This window comes from Novosphingobium sediminis, assembly GCF_007991615.1.
Taxonomy (GTDB): domain Bacteria; phylum Pseudomonadota; class Alphaproteobacteria; order Sphingomonadales; family Sphingomonadaceae; genus Novosphingobium; species Novosphingobium sediminis.
Window position 1 is genome coordinate 134,201 of sequence record NZ_BJYR01000002.1, and the last position, 19,774, is coordinate 153,974.

Here is a 19,774-nt window from a genome sequence, read left to right on the forward strand (position 1 = left end):
ATCAGATTTTGGATGCAGCCGCATGGGTTTTTCCATGCACCCGCATCGAAAAGGCCGCCTGCCATGGTCATGCCTGCCGCAACGACTCTGCTGGCGTGGACGCGCCTGCTCCGCGCCGCTGAATGCGCAAGCCAGCACTGCGCAGATACCCTGCGCAAACTCGGACTGCCGCCGCCGGAGTGGTACGACGTGTTGCTGGCGCTCGAACGCAGCGGTGCGCAGCGCCCGCGCGATCTGCAGGCAGCGCTCGGCGTCGAGCAATATGCGATTTCACGCCTGCTGGACCGGATGGTGAAAGCAGGGCTTCTCGAACGCAGGCCCTGCCCCGATGACGCGCGCGGCCACACCATCAGGCTGACGATCGAAGGGCTCGAGATGCGCGCGGCGATGTGGCCGGTCTATGCCGAAGCGATCGAGGTGGCACTCGGTGCAAGGGTCGCCGAGGAAGATCGCACCGCGCTGGCCCGGCTGCTCGCGCCGCTGGCTGAACCTGTCAGCGCCGCGTGATCGGCCCGACCTGGTACTCGATCATGCAAAACCAGGCCAGAGGAAGCGCTGGTAGACGCGTCCGCCCATCTCGATATCATCGGCATAAGTCACGCCGAACTTCTGGGCGACAGTGCGCGAGGCCACGTTGCCCGGGTGGATGACCGACATGACGGCGGGGTGATCAAGGTGCCTGCGCGCATAGTCAGCAACCGCTTGCGCAGCTTCCGAGGCATAACCCTGCCCCCAGTTCTCGCGCGCAAAGGTATATCCGAGCTCGGGCAGTGTCTCGTATGCCATGCCCTCCGGCACATGCGTCCGGAAGAACCACATGCGCCGCAAGTTTCCCGGCTGCGGGTGCTTTTCGAGGACACCGTCGCTCAACCCCGATCGACCGAGGCGTTTGCCATCGATCTTGCGCGTCACCAGCAGCGGGCCGAGGTTCACGGTCGCATAACCATGCAGGACATCGGCCAGCCATTGCTCGGTCTCTGCCGGTGTTCGCGCAATGCCCGTGCCAAGATACCGCGCGACCTCGGGATCAGCATGGACAGCAATCAGAAATTCGAGGTCGCGCTCATCCATCCGGCGCAGGAGTAGCCGTTCGGTTTCGATATGGTCGGTTCCGGAGGGCAAGGTCATGGATCGGTCGATCTTACGGTATGGCGGGCGAAACGGAAAGGCGGTGGGCAGACCGCTCCTACCCAAGCGCCGCAGCAATCCTCTGCCACAGCGCCTCAACGTCCGCGTGGGGATTGGCGGCAACCTGCCGAACCCAAAATTCCCCATCGATGGTGAAGCCAGAACTTGTCCCTTCGAGCGCCGCGACGATGCGCTCGGCGTCTGCATAGCGCGGCCGCCAGTTGATCACACCGGTCTCTGGCGCTTGTCTCAACTCGGTGCGCGGATCGGCGGCGAGCCGCTCTGCCAGCGCTTCGGCTATGCTCATGCAGCGTTCGATCCGCTCGGCGAGGCCTGTTTGCCCCCACGCGAGCAGGGTTGCCAGCAGTGGCAGTGCCGCCGCGCTGCGGGTGCCTTCGATGCCGGTGTTGGGCCGGGCGAGATAGGACGAGGTGAACGAAATCGATGCCTTTGCATCGGGATCGCGAAACAGGGCCAGCGCTGCCCCCTTGGGCTGGAAGAACCACTTGTGCGCGGAGATCGCGATGCTGTCCGCAGCCTCTATCCCGGCGAGCCGCGGCTTGTAGTGCGTGAACTGCAGCGGCCCGGCCCACGCGGCATCGACATGGCGCCACTTCGCTGCGATCGGCGCCAGATCATCGATCGCGCCGCGCCCGGTTGTCCCCGCGGTGAGCACCAGCGCGGCATCTGCCAGATCGGGCAAGGCGCTGCGGAGCAGCCGCCCGTCTTCACCGACCGGCACCGAGTGGTAGTCCAGCCCAAGGATGCGCGCCGCCTTCGGAATGGAGATATGCGCCTCTGCCGATGCGACGACCTTGCGCGCGCCAGCCTCACGCGCCGCCCACAGCGCAGTCAGATTGGCGAGCGTGGACCCGCTGCAAAACTGGCCCCAGGCCATGCCATAAGCCGGTACGATCCAATCGAGCACAAGCGCTTCGGCCTGCGTCGCAAAGGGGCTCGTCGCCGCGTGCAGAAGGTTCTGGTTCGCCTGCGCGACGAGATAGGCCATCCGCGCCGCCACATCGGCCGACGGCGGGTCCATATGCGCCAGCACATCGGGCGCGGCGAGATCAGCCCGCAGGTCCATGGCTGCCGCGCCGAGCAGCGCGAGTGCAGCCTCCTCGCCGATTCCGGTCTGCGGAAGGGTTTGCGGAAGATCGATCATGCCGTGCCTCGCTGCCACGCAGGCGCGCGCCGCCTGCAGGGCCGCGAACTTGCCCAAGCGACGCGCCTTCGGGCAGGCACAAATGCTTGGCCCGTCAGTAGCGAGGCTTCCCGCCGCTATTTCGCCTCAGCGGGCGTCGGTTGCCGCGCTTAGCACTGCGCCGCCGCGACCGTCCTGAAGGAACACCGCATTGCGCAATCCGCCGGCCGCCGGGGCATAGGAAAAGCGCGCCGCGCCGCCGTTCCACGCGCCGAGCCGAGTCAGTTCGCGCACGAGGTTCTTGTGCGGCAGGGTCCGGCCGCCGTTCTCGCCGGCCTTGATCGGCACGTCGATGGTGCGCGGATCATAGCGGACGAGCCAGACATCGGCCGGGCGCGCGGGCGCAGCGCCCTTCGCGATGGTCACGCCGTCTGCGCCCACGTTCGGCACCGGCGCGGTGCTGCGCGCAGCGGCAATGGCCGCTTCAACGCCGCGCGGATTGGCTCCGGTGACACTCTGCGAACCGTTGATCCAGAACTGCGGCGTGGCGACTTCGTGGCTGGCGGAGCGCGACGCAAAATCGCGCTGGCGCTGGGTATAGGCGGGGCTGGCGAACTTGTCCTTCCAGCCAAGGTAGTCCCAATAAGTCACCTCGAAGGCGAGCGGGATCACATTGGCGCGGCCCGCAATGCCGTTGAGATAGGCTTCCGCGGGTGGGCAGCTGGAGCAGCCCTCGCTCTGGTAGAGTTCGACCAGCACGGGCGCGGCAGGGGCCACCACGCGGGACGCCGCCGGGGCATTCGCCTGAGCGACACTTGTAAGGAAATGGCCCGCAGCCAAAGCCGAACCGGCAAGGCCCAGCGGCAGGGCAATCGCGGTCAGGCGGCGAAGCAAGGAAGGTGAACGCGGCATCGAATGGCTTTCTGCAGGCATCGGGGATACCTGCCAATTCGTCCGTGCGCTTTCACCGGTTACAACGCAAGCCCGGCCGACCACTTGACAGGCAGGCCCGGCACGGCAACGGCCCACAGGCATCCTTCTGATCGAAAGCGATTTACACCGTGCCCTGCACCCTTCGCCCAGCTGCCCTTATCGCACTGCTCGCCGGTGCTTCCCTGCCCTCGCTGGCTTATGCCGAGGAAGCAGCGCCGGACCAGATCGTGGTGACTGGACGCGGCCTCGATGCAGCGCCCGCTGCCGTGGCCTACGACGTGCAGGATATCGACAAGGACCGGCTCGCCGTTGCCGCCTCCAGCCGGATCGAGGATGCGCTGTCCGCTGCCGCCGGCTTCCAGCAGTTCCGCCGCTCGGACAGCCGCGCATCCAATCCCTCCGCGCAGGGCATCACTCTGCGCGCGCTCGGCGGCAATGCCACGAGCCGTACACTCATGCTGCTCGACGGCGTGCCGGTCGCCGATCCGTTCTTCGGCTATGTCCCGCTCTCCGCGCTGGCACCGGAGCGGCTTGCGATGGCGCGTGTCACGCGCGGCGGCGGCTCGGGCGCATTCGGCGCGGGCGCGGTGGCGGGGACTATCGACCTGACCAGCGCTAGCCCCGATCAGCTTGGCCTGTTCGGTGGGCGCGCGCTGGTCGATGATCGCGGCGAGACGGAGCTTTCGGCCACGCTCGCGCCAAAGCTCGGCGCAGGCTACCTCGTCGCCTCGGGCCGCTGGGATCGCGGCCAGGGCTTCTGGACTACCCCCGTTGACCAACGCGTCCCGGCCAGCGTCCGTGCCAGCTATGAAAGCTGGTCCACCAGCCTGCGCGCCGTCGCACCGCTTACTGGCGACATCGAACTGCAGGCCCGCGTTGCGGCCTTCAACGATGCCCGGACCTTGCGCTTTGCCGGGGCGGACACCGCCGCCAGCGGACAGGATGCCAGCCTGCGCCTTGTCGGACGCGGAGCTTGGAAGTTCGATGCGCTCGCCTATGTGCAGGCCCGTGATTTCAACAACGTCGTCATCAGCGCGCGCACCTTCCTGCCGACGCTCGACCAGCGCGCGACGCCCTCAACCGGTATCGGCGGCAAGTTTGAATTGCGCCCGCCAGTCGGCAAGGCGCACGTCCTCCGCCTCGGCGCGGACTGGCGCTATGCCGAAGGGCATACTGAGGAGGACGTCTATACCGCCGGCAAGATCACCGGCCAGCGCCGCGCCGGGGGCACCAATCGCGATCTCGGCCTGTTCATCGAGGATGACTGGACCCTCGGTCCGGTGATCCTGACAGCCGGTGCGCGCGCAGATCGCTGGTCGGTCCGCAATGGCGTGCTCGATTCCGTGCTGAGCGGCCAGGCCTCCACCACCGTCTATCCGGACCGTGCCGGATGGGACGGCAGTTTCCGCGGCGGCGCAGTGGTGAAGCTCGGCGGCGGCGTTGCCCTGCGCGGTTCGGCCTATACCGGCCTACGCCAGCCCACGCTCAATGAACTCTACCGCTCGTTCACCGTGTTCCCCATCGTCACCCGCGCCAATGCCGCACTTCAGAACGAGAAGCTGCGCGGCTTCGAGGGCGGGATCGACTGGCGACCGGCGGCGGGCCTGTCCTTCTCGGCCACGGCATTCGACAACAAGGTGCGTCACGCGATCGCCAACGTCACCGTGGCGACCAATGTCCGCGAGCGCCAGAATGTCGATGCGGTTCATGCCAATGGCATCGAACTTGGCGCAGAAGCCAAGTTCGGCGCTTTCTCGCTCAGCGGTTCCTTCGCCTATACCGATGCCAAGGTCGAAGCCCCCGGCACCGCGCTCGATGGCAAGCGCCCGGCGCAGACCCCGCGTTATGCCGCCAGCGCCACGGCAGCGTGGCGCCCATCCCCGCGAACTACTCTGGCGATCACGTTGCGGCATACGGGCGCTCAGTTCGAGGACGACCTCGAAACCGACGTACTGCCCGCCGCAACGACGCTCGACGCTTATGCCGAAGTGCCCGTCGCCGGCCCGTTCAGCCTCGTCCTGCGCGGCGAGAACCTGTTCGACGAGGCGGTGGTAACACGCAATTCCGGTGGATCGATCGATCTCGGCACCCCGCGCACGATCTGGGGCGGGGTGAAGATCGCCTTCCGCTAAGGCAGCAGGGCGCCCGGCACCTCGGGATAGCTCGTCGCCACATCCCCGAGCGCGGCTTCCAGCGGACCGAGCCACGGCGCATAGGCTCTCCAGTGCTCGACCGCATCGGTGTAGATCGGGCGGCGGACCTGCTCGGAACTTGCGGTGCGCACGGCGCGGGTGTTGCGATGGAATTCGAGGCAACCCTCCTCGAACGGCAGGCCGAGATAATCAAGCAGGCGCCGGACCTCGCCTTCGGTCTCGGCAACCATCCGCTCATAGATAACCCGGTGCACCGCCCCCGGCGCTGCCGCGTCGTAATGCGCCATCAGCCGCACGTAATCGCGGTAGTACCGGCCGATCTCGGTGAAATCATATGTGAAAGTCTGCCCGCGGGCGAAATGCTGCTTCCAGCCCGAAAAGCAGCATGACATCGGGTGGCGGCGCGCATCGACAATCTTCGCGTTCGGCAGGATCAGCCGGATCAGCCCGACGTGCTGCCAGTTGTTGGGCATCTTGTCGGTGAAGCGCGGACGGTCCGTCTTGCGATGCACGCGCGTGCGCTCGATGTATTCCTCGCCCAGACGCCGGCGGTCCGTCGCGGTCAGCGAGCGCACCATCGTGCCGAAGTCTGCAAACTCCCCCTCGTCCACCCGCGATTGCAGCCGCGCGGCGATGGTCATCATCTCCGAAAGCTCCATCGTGCCTTCGATGGCGCTGTGGCTGGAGAGAATCTGCTCGACAAGCGTGGAGCCGGAACGGGGCAGGCCGACGATGAAGATCGCGTCCTCGGCCGGTGCACCGCCCTCACCCATCGCCGCAAGGAACGGCGCGGTGAAGGTCGATGCAGCCGCATCGACGTCGGCGGCAAACTCGTCCGCATCATAGCGGATCAAGGTGCGCCGCAGCTTGTTGCCCTTATCGTAGTGCTCGAAGGCACGCGCCGCATCGCCCGCATCTTCGAACGCCTTGCCCAGCGAGAAATGGAGATGGAACACGTCTTCCTCGCGCCCCTTCCCTTCGGCCAGTTCGCCAAGCGCCGCTTCCATCCGGGCTATATCCTCGGCGCCGAGCTTCACCGTCTTGAGATTGGCGAGGCTCCACCACGCCTCGCCAAGGCTCGGCTGATGCGTCACCGCCGCGCGGTAGGCCGCAATCGCTTCGCCCTGCTCGCCGAGCGTCTTGAGCACGTGGCCTAAGTTCTGCCACAGCAGGGGCTGTTCGGGCTGCATCTCGAGCAGATGTTCGTAGATGCCCCGTGCGCGCTCCTGTTCGCCAAGCCGGACCAGCACCGAGGCAAGGATCAGTTCAGCCCCCGCCGCCTTGACCGGACTGCGCGCCAATGTTTCGGCATGGTGCAGCGCATCGGGCAAGCGATTGAGCTGCATGAGCAAGCGCACGAGGAAATCGCGCGCCAGATCGAAGCCGGGCGCCAGTGCAACCGCGCGCTCCACAAGCTGAAGCGCCTCGGCCATGTCGCCGCGCCGCCAATGAACCTCGCCCAGCATGCGCGTGCCGACGGGATCGTTGGGCAGTCGCTCCGCGCGTGCACGCAGCATGGTATCCGCTTCGTCCAGCTTGCCATCATGGATCGCGGCCGCCGCCTTGAGTAGTTCCGGATCGCGCGAGGCGGCGTGGACGGCGGAGAGGTCTGCACGCCAGGCGTCCTCGTCACGCCCCGCCTTGCGCAGTTCGGCCGCCAGCAGAAACCATCCGCTTGCAACACCGGGCTGCACCTGCGTCAGCGCCTCCAGCGCCTCGATCGCTGTTCCTGCTTGCCCGGCTTCGCTGGCCGCCTGCGCATGTTCCCACAGCACCATGGCCGGACGGCGCGGCCCGCCGGGGATCAGCGCAAGCCGCGCGCATGCCTCTGCGGACCGGCCAAGACGCCGCAAGGCCTGCGCGGAAATGAACAGCGCGGGGGGCAATCCGGGGACAACGCGCAAGGCCCGCTCGGCGTCTGCAAGCGCGCTATCGGGCGCGGTTTCAACGCGCTGCGCCGCTGCATCCAGCGCCGCCCGCAAATCCTGCTGCGAGTGCCGCGAGCCAGCGGCAACCGCTGGTTTTCCCACATCCATGCTTAGTCTTGCCGCCTAGCCATGCTGCATCATGTGCAGGTTTTGTCACAGGTGCAACGGCTCAATCGGCAGCATGCTGCAATTGCGAAAATGGCTGTTGACTCTCAACTGTAATCTATCATCTTCCGCTCTTGGACAGGCGTCAAGAATGGCGTCCTACAGGGGATCAATTTGATACAATCACGCCGTGCGGTCCGCGCGGTAGGCCAGAGGTCGCTAAGCGACCGTGGCTCAAGGGCTTTTCCCCACTGCAAAACTGCAGGGGACCAGCTCTGGTGGTGGCGCTGCCATAGCAGCGAATCAACCGGCCAAAGGCCGGTTCGCAGGAACGGACGCGAAGGAGCCTTTTGCGAAGCTGAGTACCAAGAACAGGGAGCCACACACGTCATGACAATGAAAACCGGTCGCCGGTCGCGCACGCTGAGGGCGCTGTGCCTTTCCACCATTCTCACCGGCATCGCCGCGCCTCACGCCGCGTTCGCGCAGGAAGCCCTCGCGCCGCAGGCCGCCCCTGCCGAGGAAGGAAAGACCACCGGCGGATTTGACGAGATCATCGTCACGGCAACCCGCAAGGCCGAAAGCGTGCAGAAGGTGCCGATCGCGATCCAGGCACTGAGCTCAGATTTCCTCGCGCAGCGACAGGTCAAGGGCCTGCAGGACTACGCCGCGCTGCTCCCCTCGGTTTCATTCGCGGGCATCGGGCCCGGCCGCAACGAGGTCTATTTCCGCGGTATCGTGCCAGCTGGCGGCGCATATGCCTCGGTCGGTTATTACCTCGACGAAATCCCGATCACCGGACAGGAAGTGCCGGATATCCAAGTCTACGACATGGAGCGGCTCGAGGCTATTTCGGGTCCGCAAGGCACTCTGTTCGGCGCGGGCTCGCTCGCCGGCGTGCTGCGTTTCATCACGAACAAGCCCAAGATCGGTTCCTTCGAATTCGGCGCTGACAGCGAAATCAACAAGTTCGGCAAAGGCGGGGTTGGCGGTACGATCAAGTCGTACATCAACATTCCGGTGAGCGATCGCTTCGCCATCCGCGCGATGGGCTACTACCGCAAGGAAGGCGGCTACATCGACAACACCGACAACAAGGGCCAGTTCATCAGCGGCACGACCGACAACCCGCTGCAGCCCGATCCGCGCCCTGCGGTCCTTAACCTTGGCGACGACAATCCGGCGACATCCTACACTCTCAGCAATGCCTCCATCGCCAAGAAGGACTACAACCCGGTCTACGAATACGGCGGCCGTCTTTCCATGCTGTGGGATGTCACCGATGGCTGGGAAGTTACCCCTGCTGTCACCGCGCAGCGCCAGATCTCGTATGGCTATTTCGGCTATGATCCGCGCGTCGGCGATCTTCAGGTCCACGACTATGACCTGACGCGCAATGACGACAAATGGGTGCAGGCGGCGCTTACCGTGCACGGCCACATCGGCGATTTCGATCTGGTCTCGGCGACGGGCTATTACTATCGCAACCGCAAGATCAACAACGACTACACCTACTACACCGTCACTTATGACAGCTTCGGCGCAGGCTATGAAAACTACCTGCAGTTCTTTGACAAATCTGGATGCAGCGGTTCTGGCGCAACACTCAAGTGCACCACGCTGTTGAATCCCAACCAGTACTATCACACCGTCCAGCGGAACAAGAAGTTCACGCAGGAAGTGCGTCTCACCACGCCCAAGACCTGGCCGTTCGATGTGACGGTCGGCGCGTTCTACCAGCGCCAGAAGAACCAGACGGACAACAACTACGCCATTCGCGGGCTTGACCAGATCGTCGGCTATACCGAATCCGGTGGCGGCGACAACAATCCCGATGGCTTCGGCATTCCGCAGGATCAGGGCGGCACGATGATCCTCGGCACCCCGGCGGTGCGCGGCGATGCCTACTACCTCGAAGAGTTCGACACGCTCTACCACGATACCGCCGTATTCGCAGAGGCGCACTACAACATCCTGCCCAACGTCAAGATTACTGGCGGCATCCGCTATTTCTGGACGGATTATCAGGTGGTCGGCTTCCAGGGCGTGGGCGCCTCGGCCGCTGTGGCGCCGTCGATCTTCCTTCCCACCGGGGCCGTTGGCTGCCCGCTACCGCTCACCGGCGCGCGCCTTGAATGCCGCAACACCAATGCGCTCGATCCGCTCAGCATTGGCCGCTACAGCGAAAAGGGACAAACACACAAAGTGGTGGTCGATTGGCAGTTTGCCGATCAGAAGCTGCTCTATTTCAACTATTCGACCGGCTTCCGCCCCGGCGGGTACAACCGACCACTACGTCTCCGCAAGACCGAGACGCAGCCCCAGGTTGTCGTTGCGGCGCCGCCCTTCGAAGCCGAAACGCTCACCAACTTCGAGATTGGTTTCAAGGGCACGTTCAACAACGTGTTCCGCCTCAATGCCGCGATCTATTTCGAGAAGTGGAACAACATCCAGTACGGTCTGGTCGTCGCCGGAGCGCAAGGCGCCGGCTACACCGGCAATGCCGGCAAGGCCGAGGTCAAGGGCATCGAATACGACGCCGAACTCAAGCTGGGCAAGTTCACGATCTCGAGCAGCGGCGCCTACAACGACGGCAAACTGAAGGGCAACTTCTGCAACTTCGTCGCTAACCGTGACACCAAGGTGATCTCGCAGCTTGCCACCTGCGCGCCCGGCGAGTTCATCCCTGGCAACCTCGATACGCCGTCGGTGGCTGCTGCTGACGGAACCCGCCTGCCCCGCCAGCCCAAGTTCAAGGGCACAACAACGATCCGGCTCGATACCGATTTCGGTTCGATGAAGGGTTACCTGCAGGGGGCGGTCCTCTATCAGACTGGCGCGACGCAGGATCTCAACGAGTTCAACAACAATCTGCTTGGCAATACTGCTGGCTTCGTCAGCTTCGATTTCGGGGCCGGTGTCCGCAAGGATCACTGGACTGCCGATATCTTCATCCAGAACGCGTTCGACCGGCGTGGCCAGCTGACCCGCAACACGTTCTGCTCGATCTCGGTCTGCGCGGGTTCTTCCCGCACGTTCCCGATCCGGCCGCAGTTCTTCGGGCTCAAGCTGGGCTATCGCTACTGACAGCCTGATAAAAACTCGAGAACCGGAAAGGCCCCTCGCAGACCATCTGCGAGGGGTTTTTCTTTGTGCGCAGCCGGAATGACAGACGTGCGGGGTTGACCTTGCCCTACACACAAGAAAACCCCTACCGCTTGCACGGAAGGGGTTTCTAGTGGGCGTTGAAGCCCAGCCTCAGCTCAGCGCACTCAAGCGAGCGTAAGTGGCAGGCTCCGCAGGCGCTTGCCCGTCGCATCCCGGATCGCATTCGCAATCGCCGGGATTACCGGCGGCAGCGTCGGCTCGCCAAGGCCGGTCGGCGGGTTGTCAGTCACCACCCACGTGATGGCGACATCGCCGGGCGTCTGGTTAATGCGGATCAGCGGGAAATCACCGAAGTTCTCCTGCGTGACAGCGCCTGCCTTCTGCTCGATCGGCTGCCACACCAGCGCCTGCGCGATACCGTCGATCACGGCGCCCTGCATCTGGTGCTCGGCATTGAGCGGATTGATGACCTGGCTGCCGATGTCACCGGCCACCCACACCTTGTCGATGGTGATCTGGCCATCCGCAACGGTGAGATCGACCACTTCGGCAAAGTAGCCGCGATGGCTGAAGTAAAAGCCAAAGCCCCGTCCCTTGCCCGGTGTGGTCGATCGCTTGCCGGTCCAGCTTGCGAACTTGCACACCGCATCGACGACGCCGCGCGCGCGGGCAGTATCGAACACCGGTTCATCCGGATCGGACGAAGGGAACTTGCGCCCCGCGCCAAGGGTGCGCCGCATCAGCTCCGGCAGGTCCGTTCCGGCAGCCTCGGCCACTTCATCAAGGAAACCCTGAAACACGAAGGCCACGGCGTTGGATGTGGGCGCGCGCAGCCACCCGGTCGTGACGTTGGTCTTGAGGTACGAGACGCCGTAATGGACGTCCGGCAGCTCTGGCCCCGGAAATTCGCTGGCAAGCATGCCCGCCGCGCGCATCGGCTTGCCGTTCTCGCCAAAGGTCACGAAGTGGTCCTTAAGCGCCACCAGCGCGCCGCTCGCGTCGATCCCCGCAGTCATGCGGTGCCAGCCTGCAGGGCGGAAGTAGTCGTTCCGCAGATCGTCCGTGCGGTCATAGAGCAGCTTGACCGGACGGCCGGGCAGCGCCTTGGCGATGCAGGCGGTCTGGATCATGAAATCGCTCATCAACCGCCGGCCGAAACCGCCGCCGATGCGCGTCATGTGGATCGTCATCGAGGCTGGATCGATCCCCAGAACTTTGGCGATATCACCGCGCGCCGTGCCGGGATCCTGCGTCGGCGCCCAGAACTCCAGCTTGCCGTCCGGATGCCATACCGCCGTGCAGTTCTGCGGTTCAAGCGTGGCGTGGGCGAGGAAGGGGTAGGCGTAGTCGGCCGTCACCACCTTGGCTGCCTTGGACATCGCTGCATCGGCATTGCCCGCGCGGAACAAGTCCGCTGCGGGGGTCGCGCCCAGCAAGGCCTTGGCCTGCGCCGCATAGCCCTCTGTCGAGTAACCATCGAAGCCCGCGGTATCCCACTGTACGGCAAGCTTCTCGCGCGCCTTGTGAACGCGCCACCAACTGTCACCGACGATCGCCACGGCATTGTGCTTGCCCGCCGGAATTTCGCCATCGGTGATCGGCACTACCGCCAACACGCCCTTTTCCTTGCGCACGGCGGCATCGTCGAAGCTCTTGAGCGTGCCGCTGATGACGGGGCACTTGACCATTGCGGCATAAAGCATGCCCTGCGGATGGGCATCGATACCGAACAGCGGCTCGCCGCGCACGATCGCGGGCGTATCGACACCCGGACGCGGCTTGCCGACGATCTTGAAGTCCTTGGGGTTCTTGAGCGGAACCTTCTCGAGATCGGGCGCTGCGATCTTCGCGGCAATCGGCGCGAGCGCGGCATAGGTGATCGAACGGCCGCTGGCGGCGTGCTTCACCATGCCCTCGCCCGTGGTCAGACTGGCGGCGGGTACGCTCCACTGCTGCGCAGCGGCGGCGACCAGCATCGCGCGGGCACCGGCACCGGCCTGCCGCGCGGGCAGCCAGTTGAGCGGCGTGGTCATGCTACCGCCGGCGAACTGCGGGCCATACTTGTCCGCATTGTCGTCGGCCTGCTTGATCTTCACCTGGCTCCACGCAACATCGAGTTCCTCGGCGATCAGCATGGGCAGCATGGTCTTCACGCCCTGCCCGATCTCGGGATTCTTCGCGAGGATCGTGACCGTGTTGTCAGGCGCGATGCTCACGAACACACCCAGCATGGCTGGCTCCGCCGCACCGGGCGCAGCAGCAAACGCGAGCTTTGCCTCGAACGTGAGCGCGGCGCCACCGGCCAGCGAGGCGGCGAGAAACGAGCGGCGGGAAACGGAAACGGCGGTCATGCGGCGGCTCCCGAAATCGCCTTGCTTGCTTCGGCAATTGCCTTCTGAATGCGCAGATAGGTTGCGCAGCGGCAGACATTGCCGGCCATCCCGGCGGTCACCTCGTCCGCAGACGGCTTGGGAGTGGCGGTGAGCAATGCAGTGGCAGACATGATCTGCCCGGCCTGACAATAACCGCACTGCGGCACGTCAAGCGCGGTCCACGCCTCGACCACCTTGGCGCCGACCGGTGAGGCAGTCACACCCTCGATCGTCACGATTTCCTTGCCCGCGGCATCAGACAGCGCGGTCTGGCATGAACGCACGGCCTCCCCGTTCAGGATTACCGTGCAGGCACCGCAAAGCCCGGCACCGCAGCCGAACTTCGTGCCCGGCATGTTGAGATCCTCACGCAGCACCCAAAGCAGCGGCTTGTCAGGTTCGACATCCACGGTCCGAGGCTTGCGGTTCACGGTCAGCGAGATCGCCATTGCGGTCCTTTCGAGAAGCCGGGGCGGCAATAGGCGCGCCGGACCGGCAAATTCTGGGAAAATCCGGCCCTGTTCCGCTGCGGATACAGCATGGTATCGATTACCGGAGGGCCGAGTAATAACTGTTTATTTTCATATACTTGAAATGGCAGCGCAAAGTCTGTACAAACTTGCGGATTCCGTCAAGAGCGATTTGCCGGAAGGGCGCTCTGGTTAGGGTGCCGCACGCATGCTACGCATACCCCATGGACCGTAATACTGCCCCGCTGGTCGAGGCACCCAACGATGCCGGTTCCGGCGCCGATGAAGGCATGACCACCGGCCCTCGCCCCGGCACATACGCGCGCGGTACCGAAACCGTCGATGCCATTCTCAAGGCTGCGCACGATGTGCTGATCGAAGAAGGCGCGAGCGCATTCACCATCCGCCGCATCGCCAGCGCCAGCGGAATGAAGGTGGGCAATGTCAGCTACCACTTCCCGCGCAAGGAACTGCTCATCAAGATCATGCTGGACGAGCTTCTCGACAGCTATGACAAGCTGCTTGAAAGCGAAGTGCGCCAGCCTGGCATTTCTCCGGAAGACCGCCTCCGCCTGATCGTGAAGCTGTGCCTCGATGACATTGCGGGCAAGCGGACCACGCGCCTGTTCACCGAACTCTGGGCGCTTGCCAACCACAACGCATTCGTCGCCGACCGGGTGCGCGTGTTTTACCAGCGCGTGCACGATTTCATCGGCGAAGTGGTGACCGAGCTCAACCCGGCGCTCTCAGCGGAGGACGTGCGGACGCTCGCGCTCTATATCAGCGCATCGATGGAAGGCACCACGCCGTTCCTCGGCTTCGACAAACCGTGGGCCGGCAAAATGCCGCAAATCACTGCAATCGCTGCTGAAGCGATGGTGATGCTTGCCAAGTCGATCACATCGGAGCAGATTGCACTCAAGCCATAAGGCTGTGCGGGCCCTCAAGCTGAGTGCGACGCGACGGCTCCGCAGGAACGAGCATTGTTTAGACCGGGCGCGGCAGCGTGCCCGTGATGCGAGTTTGCGTGGTGGCGATGTCTTTTTCCGGACTTGGTGCGACGGCGTTTTGCAACGCCGCGCCTTGCTGCGCGCTTCTCCACCAGATCGGGCAAATTAGCGTTACAAAGCGCTTGACTAAAACTGGACGCCCGTCAAAACTTCTTCGCAGTCGCACAACTCGCGTCGATCCGCTCACCGTCCGCCCGCATTCCAACGGGCGCGCTCGGTTTGCAGCATGGCCGATCAAAGCTGTCGACGCAGGGGAATTCGCAAGTTTCCGAGTTTCAGGCAAAAGGGGCCAGGCCAGATGAAAATGATGAAGGTTCAGCGCAAATCATCGCTTTCCGCCCGCGCCAGGCACAGCGCCGCGGCCGTCTGCGCTCTGGCGCTGCTCGGCTCCGCCAACATTGCGCGCGCATCCGATCCGCTGCCGTCGGATCCGGAACTGGAAGCGGTCACGCTTTCCGCGCCAAAGCCCAGCTGGGTGTTCGTCGAGCGCGGGTTCGTAGTGCCGGGCAACGCAATCTATGACACCGACACCGGCAAGATGCTCGGCATGGTCGAGGCCTCGACCCTGTCGGATCTCTCGATCGATCCCGCTGGCAAGGCCTATTACGTTTCGGAAAGCATCTGGACCAAGGGCTGGCGCGGCACGCGGCAGGACATGATCACGGTCTATGATTCTGCCACGCTCAAGCTGAAGAATGAAATCGCAATTCCCGGCCGCATCCTGATCGGCGGACGCAAGTTCAACTTCGTCCTCGCCGATGAGGGCAAGACGGCTTACGTCTACAACCTAGACCCGGCATCCTCGGTGAACGTAGTCGATCTTGTGAAGGGCAAGTTCGTCAAGAAGATCGAACTCGCCGGCTGCGCCAGCCTGATGCCGGTCACCGGTGTCGGCTTCTCGGCGCTGTGCTCAGATGGCTCGCTCGCCACCGTCAAGGTCGCCGCTGCCAAGCCCGAGATCACTCGCTCGGCCCCGTTCTTCTCGGCCACCAATGATCCGATCTTCGACAACTTCGGTTATGACGGAGCCAAGCAGCAGGCCGTATTCCTGACCTATACGGGGCAGGTTTTTACCGCCAAGCTCGGCGCAACGCCGACGATTTCGGAACCCTTCTCGATCCAGGCGGCCGCAGGCGTATCGCCCGCCGATACAAAGCCGCTCGACGTGCACTGGTATCCCGGTGCGCGGCAGGGCCTTGCCTATCACCTCGGCACCGGCCATGCCTACGTGCTCATGCACACTGGCGAATATTGGACCCACAAGGAGCCCGGCACCGAGATCTGGGATCTCGATGTCGCAGCCAAGAAGGTCGTCCGGCGCATCCCGCTCGAGCATCCCGCGAGCGCGATCGCCATCACGCAGGAAGCCAATCCGAAGCTGGTCCTTTCCACCGAACGCGGTGAGGATGGGCCAAGCGCTCTCCTCATTCTCGATGCCAAGACCGGCGAGCAGAAGTTCATGCTCGAGAATTCGGGCGGCGGTGTGATGCGGACGCTGGAGCCCTGATGGCAGACAGCGGTGCCTTGACACTGGCTGCGCTCGGCGGAAGCGGTCTGGGCGTGATCGGCCTTGCGGGAGCGATGGGCGTTGGCCTGGTATTCCTGCAGGCCGCGCACGCCAAGCTGCGCCACCGTGAGCTTCTGGCCGGTGTCATCGCCAATTACCGCCTGCTTCCAGCAGCGCTGGTCGCCCCGGCGGCACTGCTCCTTGCTCCGGCCGAACTTGTCATCGCCATCGGCCTGCTGTTGGGCGGCAACATGCTGGCGGCTGGCGCGGCCATCATGCTTCTTCTCATTTTCGCCGCTGCCATGGGCGTGAATATCGCACGTGGGCGGCGCGAGATCGATTGCGGGTGCGGCCGTTCGCAGCTGCGCCAACCGCTCAGCTGGCTGCTTGTCACGCGCAATATCGTGCTGGCTGCGCTGCTCGTGCCGCAGCTGTTCCCGGCTGCGCCGCGCACCACGGCCGATCTCGCCATCGCGTTTGCTGGCGGTCTCGCGGTTTTCGTGATCGTCCAACTTTTCAACGCCATCGGGGCGCTGGCGGCATCGCCGCTCGCGGCTCAGCGGAGGTAACTGAATGCTGCAAGCCCTGCTCGTTTCGGCGGTTCTGTCGTGGATCATCATCCTCCTGCTCGGTGTCGCGCTGCTTGCGCTCGCCCGTCAGGTCGGCGTGCTGCACATGCGCGTTGCTCCTGCCGGTGCGCTGACGACTTCCGCAGGCCCCTCGGTCGGCAGCGCGGCTGCCGCGATCCCGGCCACTACGCTGGATGGACAGAAGACCACCGTCGGCGGCCACCTCCACGGCGTACCGCTGCGCCTCCTCATGTTCGTCTCGCCCTCGTGTCCGCTGTGCAAGAACCTCATCCCGATGGCGAAATCTTTCGCCCGCGATGAACGCGTGCAACTGGTTTTCATCGGCGATGATGACGCGGCAGCACAGCGCCAGATGATTGCCGAGCACAGCCTCGGTGGCTACCAGTTCATCAACGGCCCCGAAGTCGGCCAGGCCTACGAAGTGGCCAAGCTGCCCTATGCAGTCCTGATGGACGAGCACGGCACGATCCTCTCAAAGGGCCTCGTCAACAGCCGCGAGCACCTCGAAAGCCTGATCATCGCTCACGAAATGGGCATCCAGTCGGTTCAGGATTACATTGGCAAGCTCAAGGCCGTCGCCAATTGATCGCCATTCATTCCATCATCGAACACCGTTCCAGCGCACTGCGTTACTAGCTTCTTAGGGGACAAGCTCATGAAGACCTTCAATCCCGACGCCATGGGCGAAAAGCTGCTCCGCCGCTTTGCCGGCGGCACCTCGCGCCGCGGTATCCTCGCCCGGCTCGGCCTCGCGCTGGTCGCCGCGCCGGTTTTCCCGGTTCTGCCCGTCAGCCGTGCCAGCGCCGCCAAGCCGGACCGCTCGCCCGAGGCCAAGACTACCTTCGCCCGGAATGCGCAGTCGAAGGACGATACCAAGTGCGATTACTGGCGCTACTGCGCGATCGACGGCTCGCTCTGCTCGTGCTGCGGCGGTGCGGTAAACCGCTGCCCGCCGGGCGCTGAACACTCGCCCGTCTCGTGGGTCGGCACTTGCATCAATCCCGACGACGGCCGCGCCTACCTGATCGCCTACCGCGATTGCTGCGGCAAGGCCTACTGCGCGAAGTGCAACTGCGACGGCACCGACCGCGAGACGCAGCTCTACGTCCCGCAGCTCAACAATGACGTCATCTGGTGCTTCGGCACCACGAGCATGGAATACCATTGCTCGACGGCTGTGCTCGTCGGCACAGCCTGAGGGGTATCGCAGCGCGGCACGTGGGGCTATAAAGCGGCAAATGACATTCCGTACAGCCCTCCTTGCCGCTGCTACGCTGCTGTGCGCACTGTCGCTCGGCGCGCTGCAAGCAGCCGAGCCGGACAACCATTCGCCCGAGATCCCGGCAGGGGTAAGATCGCTGCTGGCCGATCCCGAACTGGCACAGACCGATTTCATCGAGAACTGCGCCGGTTGCCATGGCCTTCGCGGCACAACCGTTCCTGCCAAGCTGCCGGAGATCAAGGACCGCGTCGGTTGGTTCATGTGCACGCCGGGATCGCGCGCGTATCTGCTGCGCCTGCCCAATGTCGCGCATAGCCGGATTGCGGACAACGATCAGCTGGCGGACCTGATGAACTACGTGGTCTTCGTGCTCGGCGGCACGAGCGTGCCAGCTGGAACGAAGCCGTTCACCGGTCCGGAAGTTGCGTACGAGCGGCAATTCGCACTCACCAGTATTTCGCTCAAGGCCGAACGCCTGCGGCTCGCCAACGAGTCGATCAAGAAGTGCCGCGCGCCTGCATCCCTGCGCTTGCAGTATCCGGGATCGACACAATGATCGCTCACGATGATCGCAGCATCCTTGGCCTGCTGATTGAGGGTGCCGAGGCGGGCATCGAAGGCGTCCTTGTCACGCTGACCGGCATCGAGGGCGGCTCTTCGCGCGGGGTCGGCGCCCAGATGGCGGTGCTGGCGGATGGGCGCAGCGCCGGTTCCTTCTCTGGCGGATGCGTCGAAGCCGCCGTGATTGCCGAAGCGCAGGACGTGCTCGCCAAGGGCTATGGCCGCACAGTGCGCTACGGCGTGGGATCACCGTACCTCGATATCCGCCTGCCCTGCGGCGGTGGCATCGATCTGCTGTTCACGCCACACCCTGACCCGGCGGTACTTTCCGAAATTCTGGCACGGATTGATGCGCGCAAGGCGGCAGTGCTTCGGCTCAATGAAGGCGGCGCGGCCCTTTCCAGCACGCCGGGCGCCCACGGCTTCCAGCGCGCCTATGCACCGCCGCTGCGGCTCGTTGCGCTGGGGCACGGTGAAGATCTGACCGCACTGGTCCGGCTGGCGCGGGCGTTCGGCGTGACAGTCGAAGCCTTTGCCCCGGCGACCGACCGCCATGCCGCTGCCGAACCCGGTGTCATCCCGCTGGTCAGCCGCACCGCGCTGCCAGACCTTGTCGGCGATCCATGGACCGCCTTCGTGTTCCTGTTTCACGATCACGATTGGGAGGAAATGCTCCTCCCCCATGCCTTGGCGCAGGACGGCTTCTACCATGGCGCCGTTGGCAGCGCGCGCACGCACCATGCGCGGCTTGCGGGCCTGCGCACGATCGGCGTTCCGCAAGCCAGCCTCGATACGCTGCGCGGCGGCATCGGCCTTATTCCGGCGACGCGTGATCCCGCGACGCTTGCGCTTTCAGTCCTTGGCGAACTGGTTCAGGACTATCAGGCCTGTGCCGGCATGCCGGGCTGGAGCGGCCGTGCGCCGGGCCGGACGGGGCAGGATCCTGCCTCGCATGTCCCGACCCGCAACTGAGACCGGCTTTTCCGGTCTCGCGCTGATCCTGCTCGCAGGCGGACAGTCCGCCCGCTTCGGTGGTCCCAAACTGCTGGCTCCGCTCGCCGGAATGCCGCTCGCCGTCCACGCGGCGGCAATGCTCGCCGGCTTGCCGTTCACGAAGCGCTATGCCGTTGTCGGACCGCAAGTGCCGGATCTTTCCGCGCTGGGCTATGAGTGCATCCCGCTCACACCTGCCGGAGCGCCTCAGGCCCGGTCACTCGCGCTTGGGGTTGCGGCGGCCATGGCGGACGGCGCGGAGGCGGTGCTGGTCGCACTGGCAGACATGCCGCTCGTGCCGCAGGATCATATCCGCGCGCTGGTCAGCCAATTTGACGGCGATCGCATTGCCACTTCGGCGCATGGCGTCACCTTGCCGCCCGCAATCTTCGGCGCACAGCATTTTCCCGCCCTCGCCGCGCTCGATGGCGATCGCGGCGGAGCGGTGCGGCTCAAGGGCGCGCCGATAGTGGCACTCGACCCAAGGTTCGCCCTCGACGTGGACCGGCCCGAAGACCTCACACGCGCCGAAGCGCTGCTTTAGCCATCC

General features: G+C 64.6%; 17 protein-coding genes. 11 read left to right on the plus strand and 6 right to left on the minus strand.

What is annotated here, in order from left to right:
• The first annotated feature begins 63 nt into the window (after positions 1 to 63).
• Positions 64 to 507, plus strand: a complete 444-nt coding sequence (locus NSE01_RS01745) for a MarR family winged helix-turn-helix transcriptional regulator (protein WP_170233724.1) — start codon at positions 64 to 66, stop codon at positions 505 to 507.
• 21 nt (positions 508 to 528) lie between these two features.
• On the opposite strand, the gene NSE01_RS01750 is transcribed toward NSE01_RS01745, so the two are convergent.
• From NSE01_RS01750 to NSE01_RS01760, 3 genes are all read right to left on the minus strand, one after another.
• Entirely contained in the window at positions 529 to 1,128 is a 600-nt protein-coding gene (locus NSE01_RS01750; RefSeq protein WP_170233725.1) for a GNAT family N-acetyltransferase, read from the minus strand.
• A 58-nt stretch (positions 1,129 to 1,186) separates the two neighbouring features.
• On the minus strand, positions 1,187 to 2,350 hold the full coding sequence (locus NSE01_RS01755; protein ID WP_218033228.1) for a pyridoxal phosphate-dependent decarboxylase family protein: 1,164 nt from the start codon (positions 2,348 to 2,350) through the stop codon (positions 1,187 to 1,189).
• 69 nt (positions 2,351 to 2,419) lie between these two features.
• Complete coding sequence (locus NSE01_RS01760; protein WP_147157902.1) at positions 2,420 to 3,184, minus strand: DUF1223 domain-containing protein; 765 nt, start codon at positions 3,182 to 3,184, stop codon at positions 2,420 to 2,422.
• 149 nt (positions 3,185 to 3,333) lie between these two features.
• Here NSE01_RS01760 and NSE01_RS01765 point away from each other — a divergent pair, with 149 nt between their 5' ends.
• The gene (locus NSE01_RS01765; RefSeq protein ID WP_174811979.1) at positions 3,334 to 5,337 is read left to right on the plus strand and encodes a TonB-dependent receptor plug domain-containing protein; all 2,004 of its coding nucleotides are present in this window, start codon (positions 3,334 to 3,336) and stop codon (positions 5,335 to 5,337) included.
• On the opposite strand, the gene NSE01_RS01770 is transcribed toward NSE01_RS01765, so the two are convergent.
• Positions 5,334 to 7,394 carry a tetratricopeptide repeat-containing sulfotransferase family protein gene (locus tag NSE01_RS01770; RefSeq protein ID WP_147157904.1) on the minus strand — a complete coding sequence of 687 codons (2,061 nt, stop codon included), beginning with the start codon at positions 7,392 to 7,394 and terminating at the stop codon, positions 5,334 to 5,336. The genes NSE01_RS01765 and NSE01_RS01770 overlap by 4 nt on opposite strands.
• A gap of 387 nt (positions 7,395 to 7,781) precedes the next feature.
• On the opposite strand from NSE01_RS01770, the gene NSE01_RS01775 reads away from it, so the two are divergent.
• Positions 7,782 to 10,478, plus strand: a complete 2,697-nt coding sequence (locus NSE01_RS01775; protein WP_147157905.1) for a TonB-dependent receptor — start codon at positions 7,782 to 7,784, stop codon at positions 10,476 to 10,478.
• A gap of 185 nt (positions 10,479 to 10,663) precedes the next feature.
• On the opposite strand, the gene NSE01_RS01780 is transcribed toward NSE01_RS01775, so the two are convergent.
• Positions 10,664 to 12,850, minus strand: a complete 2,187-nt coding sequence (locus NSE01_RS01780; protein ID WP_147157906.1) for a xanthine dehydrogenase family protein molybdopterin-binding subunit — start codon at positions 12,848 to 12,850, stop codon at positions 10,664 to 10,666.
• A complete protein-coding gene (locus NSE01_RS01785) occupies positions 12,847 to 13,320 on the minus strand; it encodes a (2Fe-2S)-binding protein (RefSeq protein WP_147157907.1) in 474 nt (157 codons plus the stop codon). The genes NSE01_RS01780 and NSE01_RS01785 overlap by 4 nt, the downstream gene beginning before the upstream one ends.
• Before the next feature lie 245 nt (positions 13,321 to 13,565).
• Between NSE01_RS01785 and NSE01_RS01790 the strand changes: the two genes are divergently transcribed.
• The 8 genes from NSE01_RS01790 (at position 13,566) to NSE01_RS01825 (ending at position 19,768) form a co-directional block, all read left to right on the plus strand.
• On the plus strand, positions 13,566 to 14,270 hold the full coding sequence (locus NSE01_RS01790; RefSeq protein WP_246134980.1) for a TetR/AcrR family transcriptional regulator: 705 nt from the start codon (positions 13,566 to 13,568) through the stop codon (positions 14,268 to 14,270).
• Positions 14,271 to 14,655: 385 nt separating this feature from the next.
• The gene (locus tag NSE01_RS01795) at positions 14,656 to 15,858 is read left to right on the plus strand and encodes an amine dehydrogenase large subunit (protein ID WP_246134981.1); all 1,203 of its coding nucleotides are present in this window, start codon (positions 14,656 to 14,658) and stop codon (positions 15,856 to 15,858) included.
• Positions 15,858 to 16,427 carry a MauE/DoxX family redox-associated membrane protein gene (locus NSE01_RS01800; protein WP_147157909.1) on the plus strand — a complete coding sequence of 190 codons (570 nt, stop codon included), beginning with the start codon at positions 15,858 to 15,860 and terminating at the stop codon, positions 16,425 to 16,427. The genes NSE01_RS01795 and NSE01_RS01800 overlap by 1 nt, the downstream gene beginning before the upstream one ends.
• A gap of 4 nt (positions 16,428 to 16,431) precedes the next feature.
• Positions 16,432 to 17,034, plus strand: a complete 603-nt coding sequence (locus NSE01_RS01805) for a thioredoxin domain-containing protein (RefSeq protein WP_147157910.1) — start codon at positions 16,432 to 16,434, stop codon at positions 17,032 to 17,034.
• A gap of 69 nt (positions 17,035 to 17,103) precedes the next feature.
• Positions 17,104 to 17,646, plus strand: coding sequence for a methylamine dehydrogenase light chain (locus tag NSE01_RS01810; protein ID WP_147157911.1), 543 nt, complete (start codon positions 17,104 to 17,106; stop codon positions 17,644 to 17,646).
• Positions 17,647 to 17,686: 40 nt separating this feature from the next.
• Positions 17,687 to 18,226, plus strand: coding sequence for a cytochrome C (locus NSE01_RS01815; protein ID WP_147157912.1), 540 nt, complete (start codon positions 17,687 to 17,689; stop codon positions 18,224 to 18,226).
• The gene (locus tag NSE01_RS01820) at positions 18,223 to 19,203 is read left to right on the plus strand and encodes an XdhC family protein (protein ID WP_147157913.1); all 981 of its coding nucleotides are present in this window, start codon (positions 18,223 to 18,225) and stop codon (positions 19,201 to 19,203) included. Before NSE01_RS01815 ends, NSE01_RS01820 begins: the two co-directional genes overlap by 4 nt.
• Complete coding sequence (locus NSE01_RS01825) at positions 19,184 to 19,768, plus strand: nucleotidyltransferase family protein (protein WP_147157914.1); 585 nt, start codon at positions 19,184 to 19,186, stop codon at positions 19,766 to 19,768. The genes NSE01_RS01820 and NSE01_RS01825 overlap by 20 nt, the downstream gene beginning before the upstream one ends.
• The last annotated feature ends 6 nt before the right edge of the window (positions 19,769 to 19,774 follow it).

Excerpts from the sequence above, each read along its gene's own strand:
- NSE01_RS01745 (WP_170233724.1), top strand. The coding sequence starts at position 64 with ATGGTCATGCCTGCCGCAACGACTCTGCTGGCGTGGACGCGCCTGCTC.
- NSE01_RS01750 (WP_170233725.1), bottom strand. The coding sequence starts at position 1,128 with ATGACCTTGCCCTCCGGAACCGACCATATCGAAACCGAACGGCTACTC.
- NSE01_RS01760 (WP_147157902.1), bottom strand. The coding sequence starts at position 3,184 with ATGCCGCGTTCACCTTCCTTGCTTCGCCGCCTGACCGCGATTGCCCTG.
- NSE01_RS01770 (WP_147157904.1), bottom strand. The coding sequence starts at position 7,394 with ATGGATGTGGGAAAACCAGCGGTTGCCGCTGGCTCGCGGCACTCGCAG.
- NSE01_RS01775 (WP_147157905.1), top strand. The coding sequence starts at position 7,782 with ATGACAATGAAAACCGGTCGCCGGTCGCGCACGCTGAGGGCGCTGTGC.
- NSE01_RS01780 (WP_147157906.1), bottom strand. The coding sequence starts at position 12,850 with ATGACCGCCGTTTCCGTTTCCCGCCGCTCGTTTCTCGCCGCCTCGCTG.
- NSE01_RS01785 (WP_147157907.1), bottom strand. The coding sequence starts at position 13,320 with ATGGCGATCTCGCTGACCGTGAACCGCAAGCCTCGGACCGTGGATGTC.
- NSE01_RS01790 (WP_246134980.1), top strand. The coding sequence starts at position 13,566 with ATGGACCGTAATACTGCCCCGCTGGTCGAGGCACCCAACGATGCCGGT.
- NSE01_RS01795 (WP_246134981.1), top strand. The coding sequence starts at position 14,656 with ATGATGAAGGTTCAGCGCAAATCATCGCTTTCCGCCCGCGCCAGGCAC.
- NSE01_RS01800 (WP_147157909.1), top strand. The coding sequence starts at position 15,858 with ATGGCAGACAGCGGTGCCTTGACACTGGCTGCGCTCGGCGGAAGCGGT.
- NSE01_RS01805 (WP_147157910.1), top strand. The coding sequence starts at position 16,432 with ATGCTGCAAGCCCTGCTCGTTTCGGCGGTTCTGTCGTGGATCATCATC.
- NSE01_RS01810 (WP_147157911.1), top strand. The coding sequence starts at position 17,104 with ATGAAGACCTTCAATCCCGACGCCATGGGCGAAAAGCTGCTCCGCCGC.
- NSE01_RS01815 (WP_147157912.1), top strand. The coding sequence starts at position 17,687 with ATGACATTCCGTACAGCCCTCCTTGCCGCTGCTACGCTGCTGTGCGCA.
- NSE01_RS01820 (WP_147157913.1), top strand. The coding sequence starts at position 18,223 with ATGATCGCTCACGATGATCGCAGCATCCTTGGCCTGCTGATTGAGGGT.
- NSE01_RS01825 (WP_147157914.1), top strand. The coding sequence starts at position 19,184 with ATGTCCCGACCCGCAACTGAGACCGGCTTTTCCGGTCTCGCGCTGATC.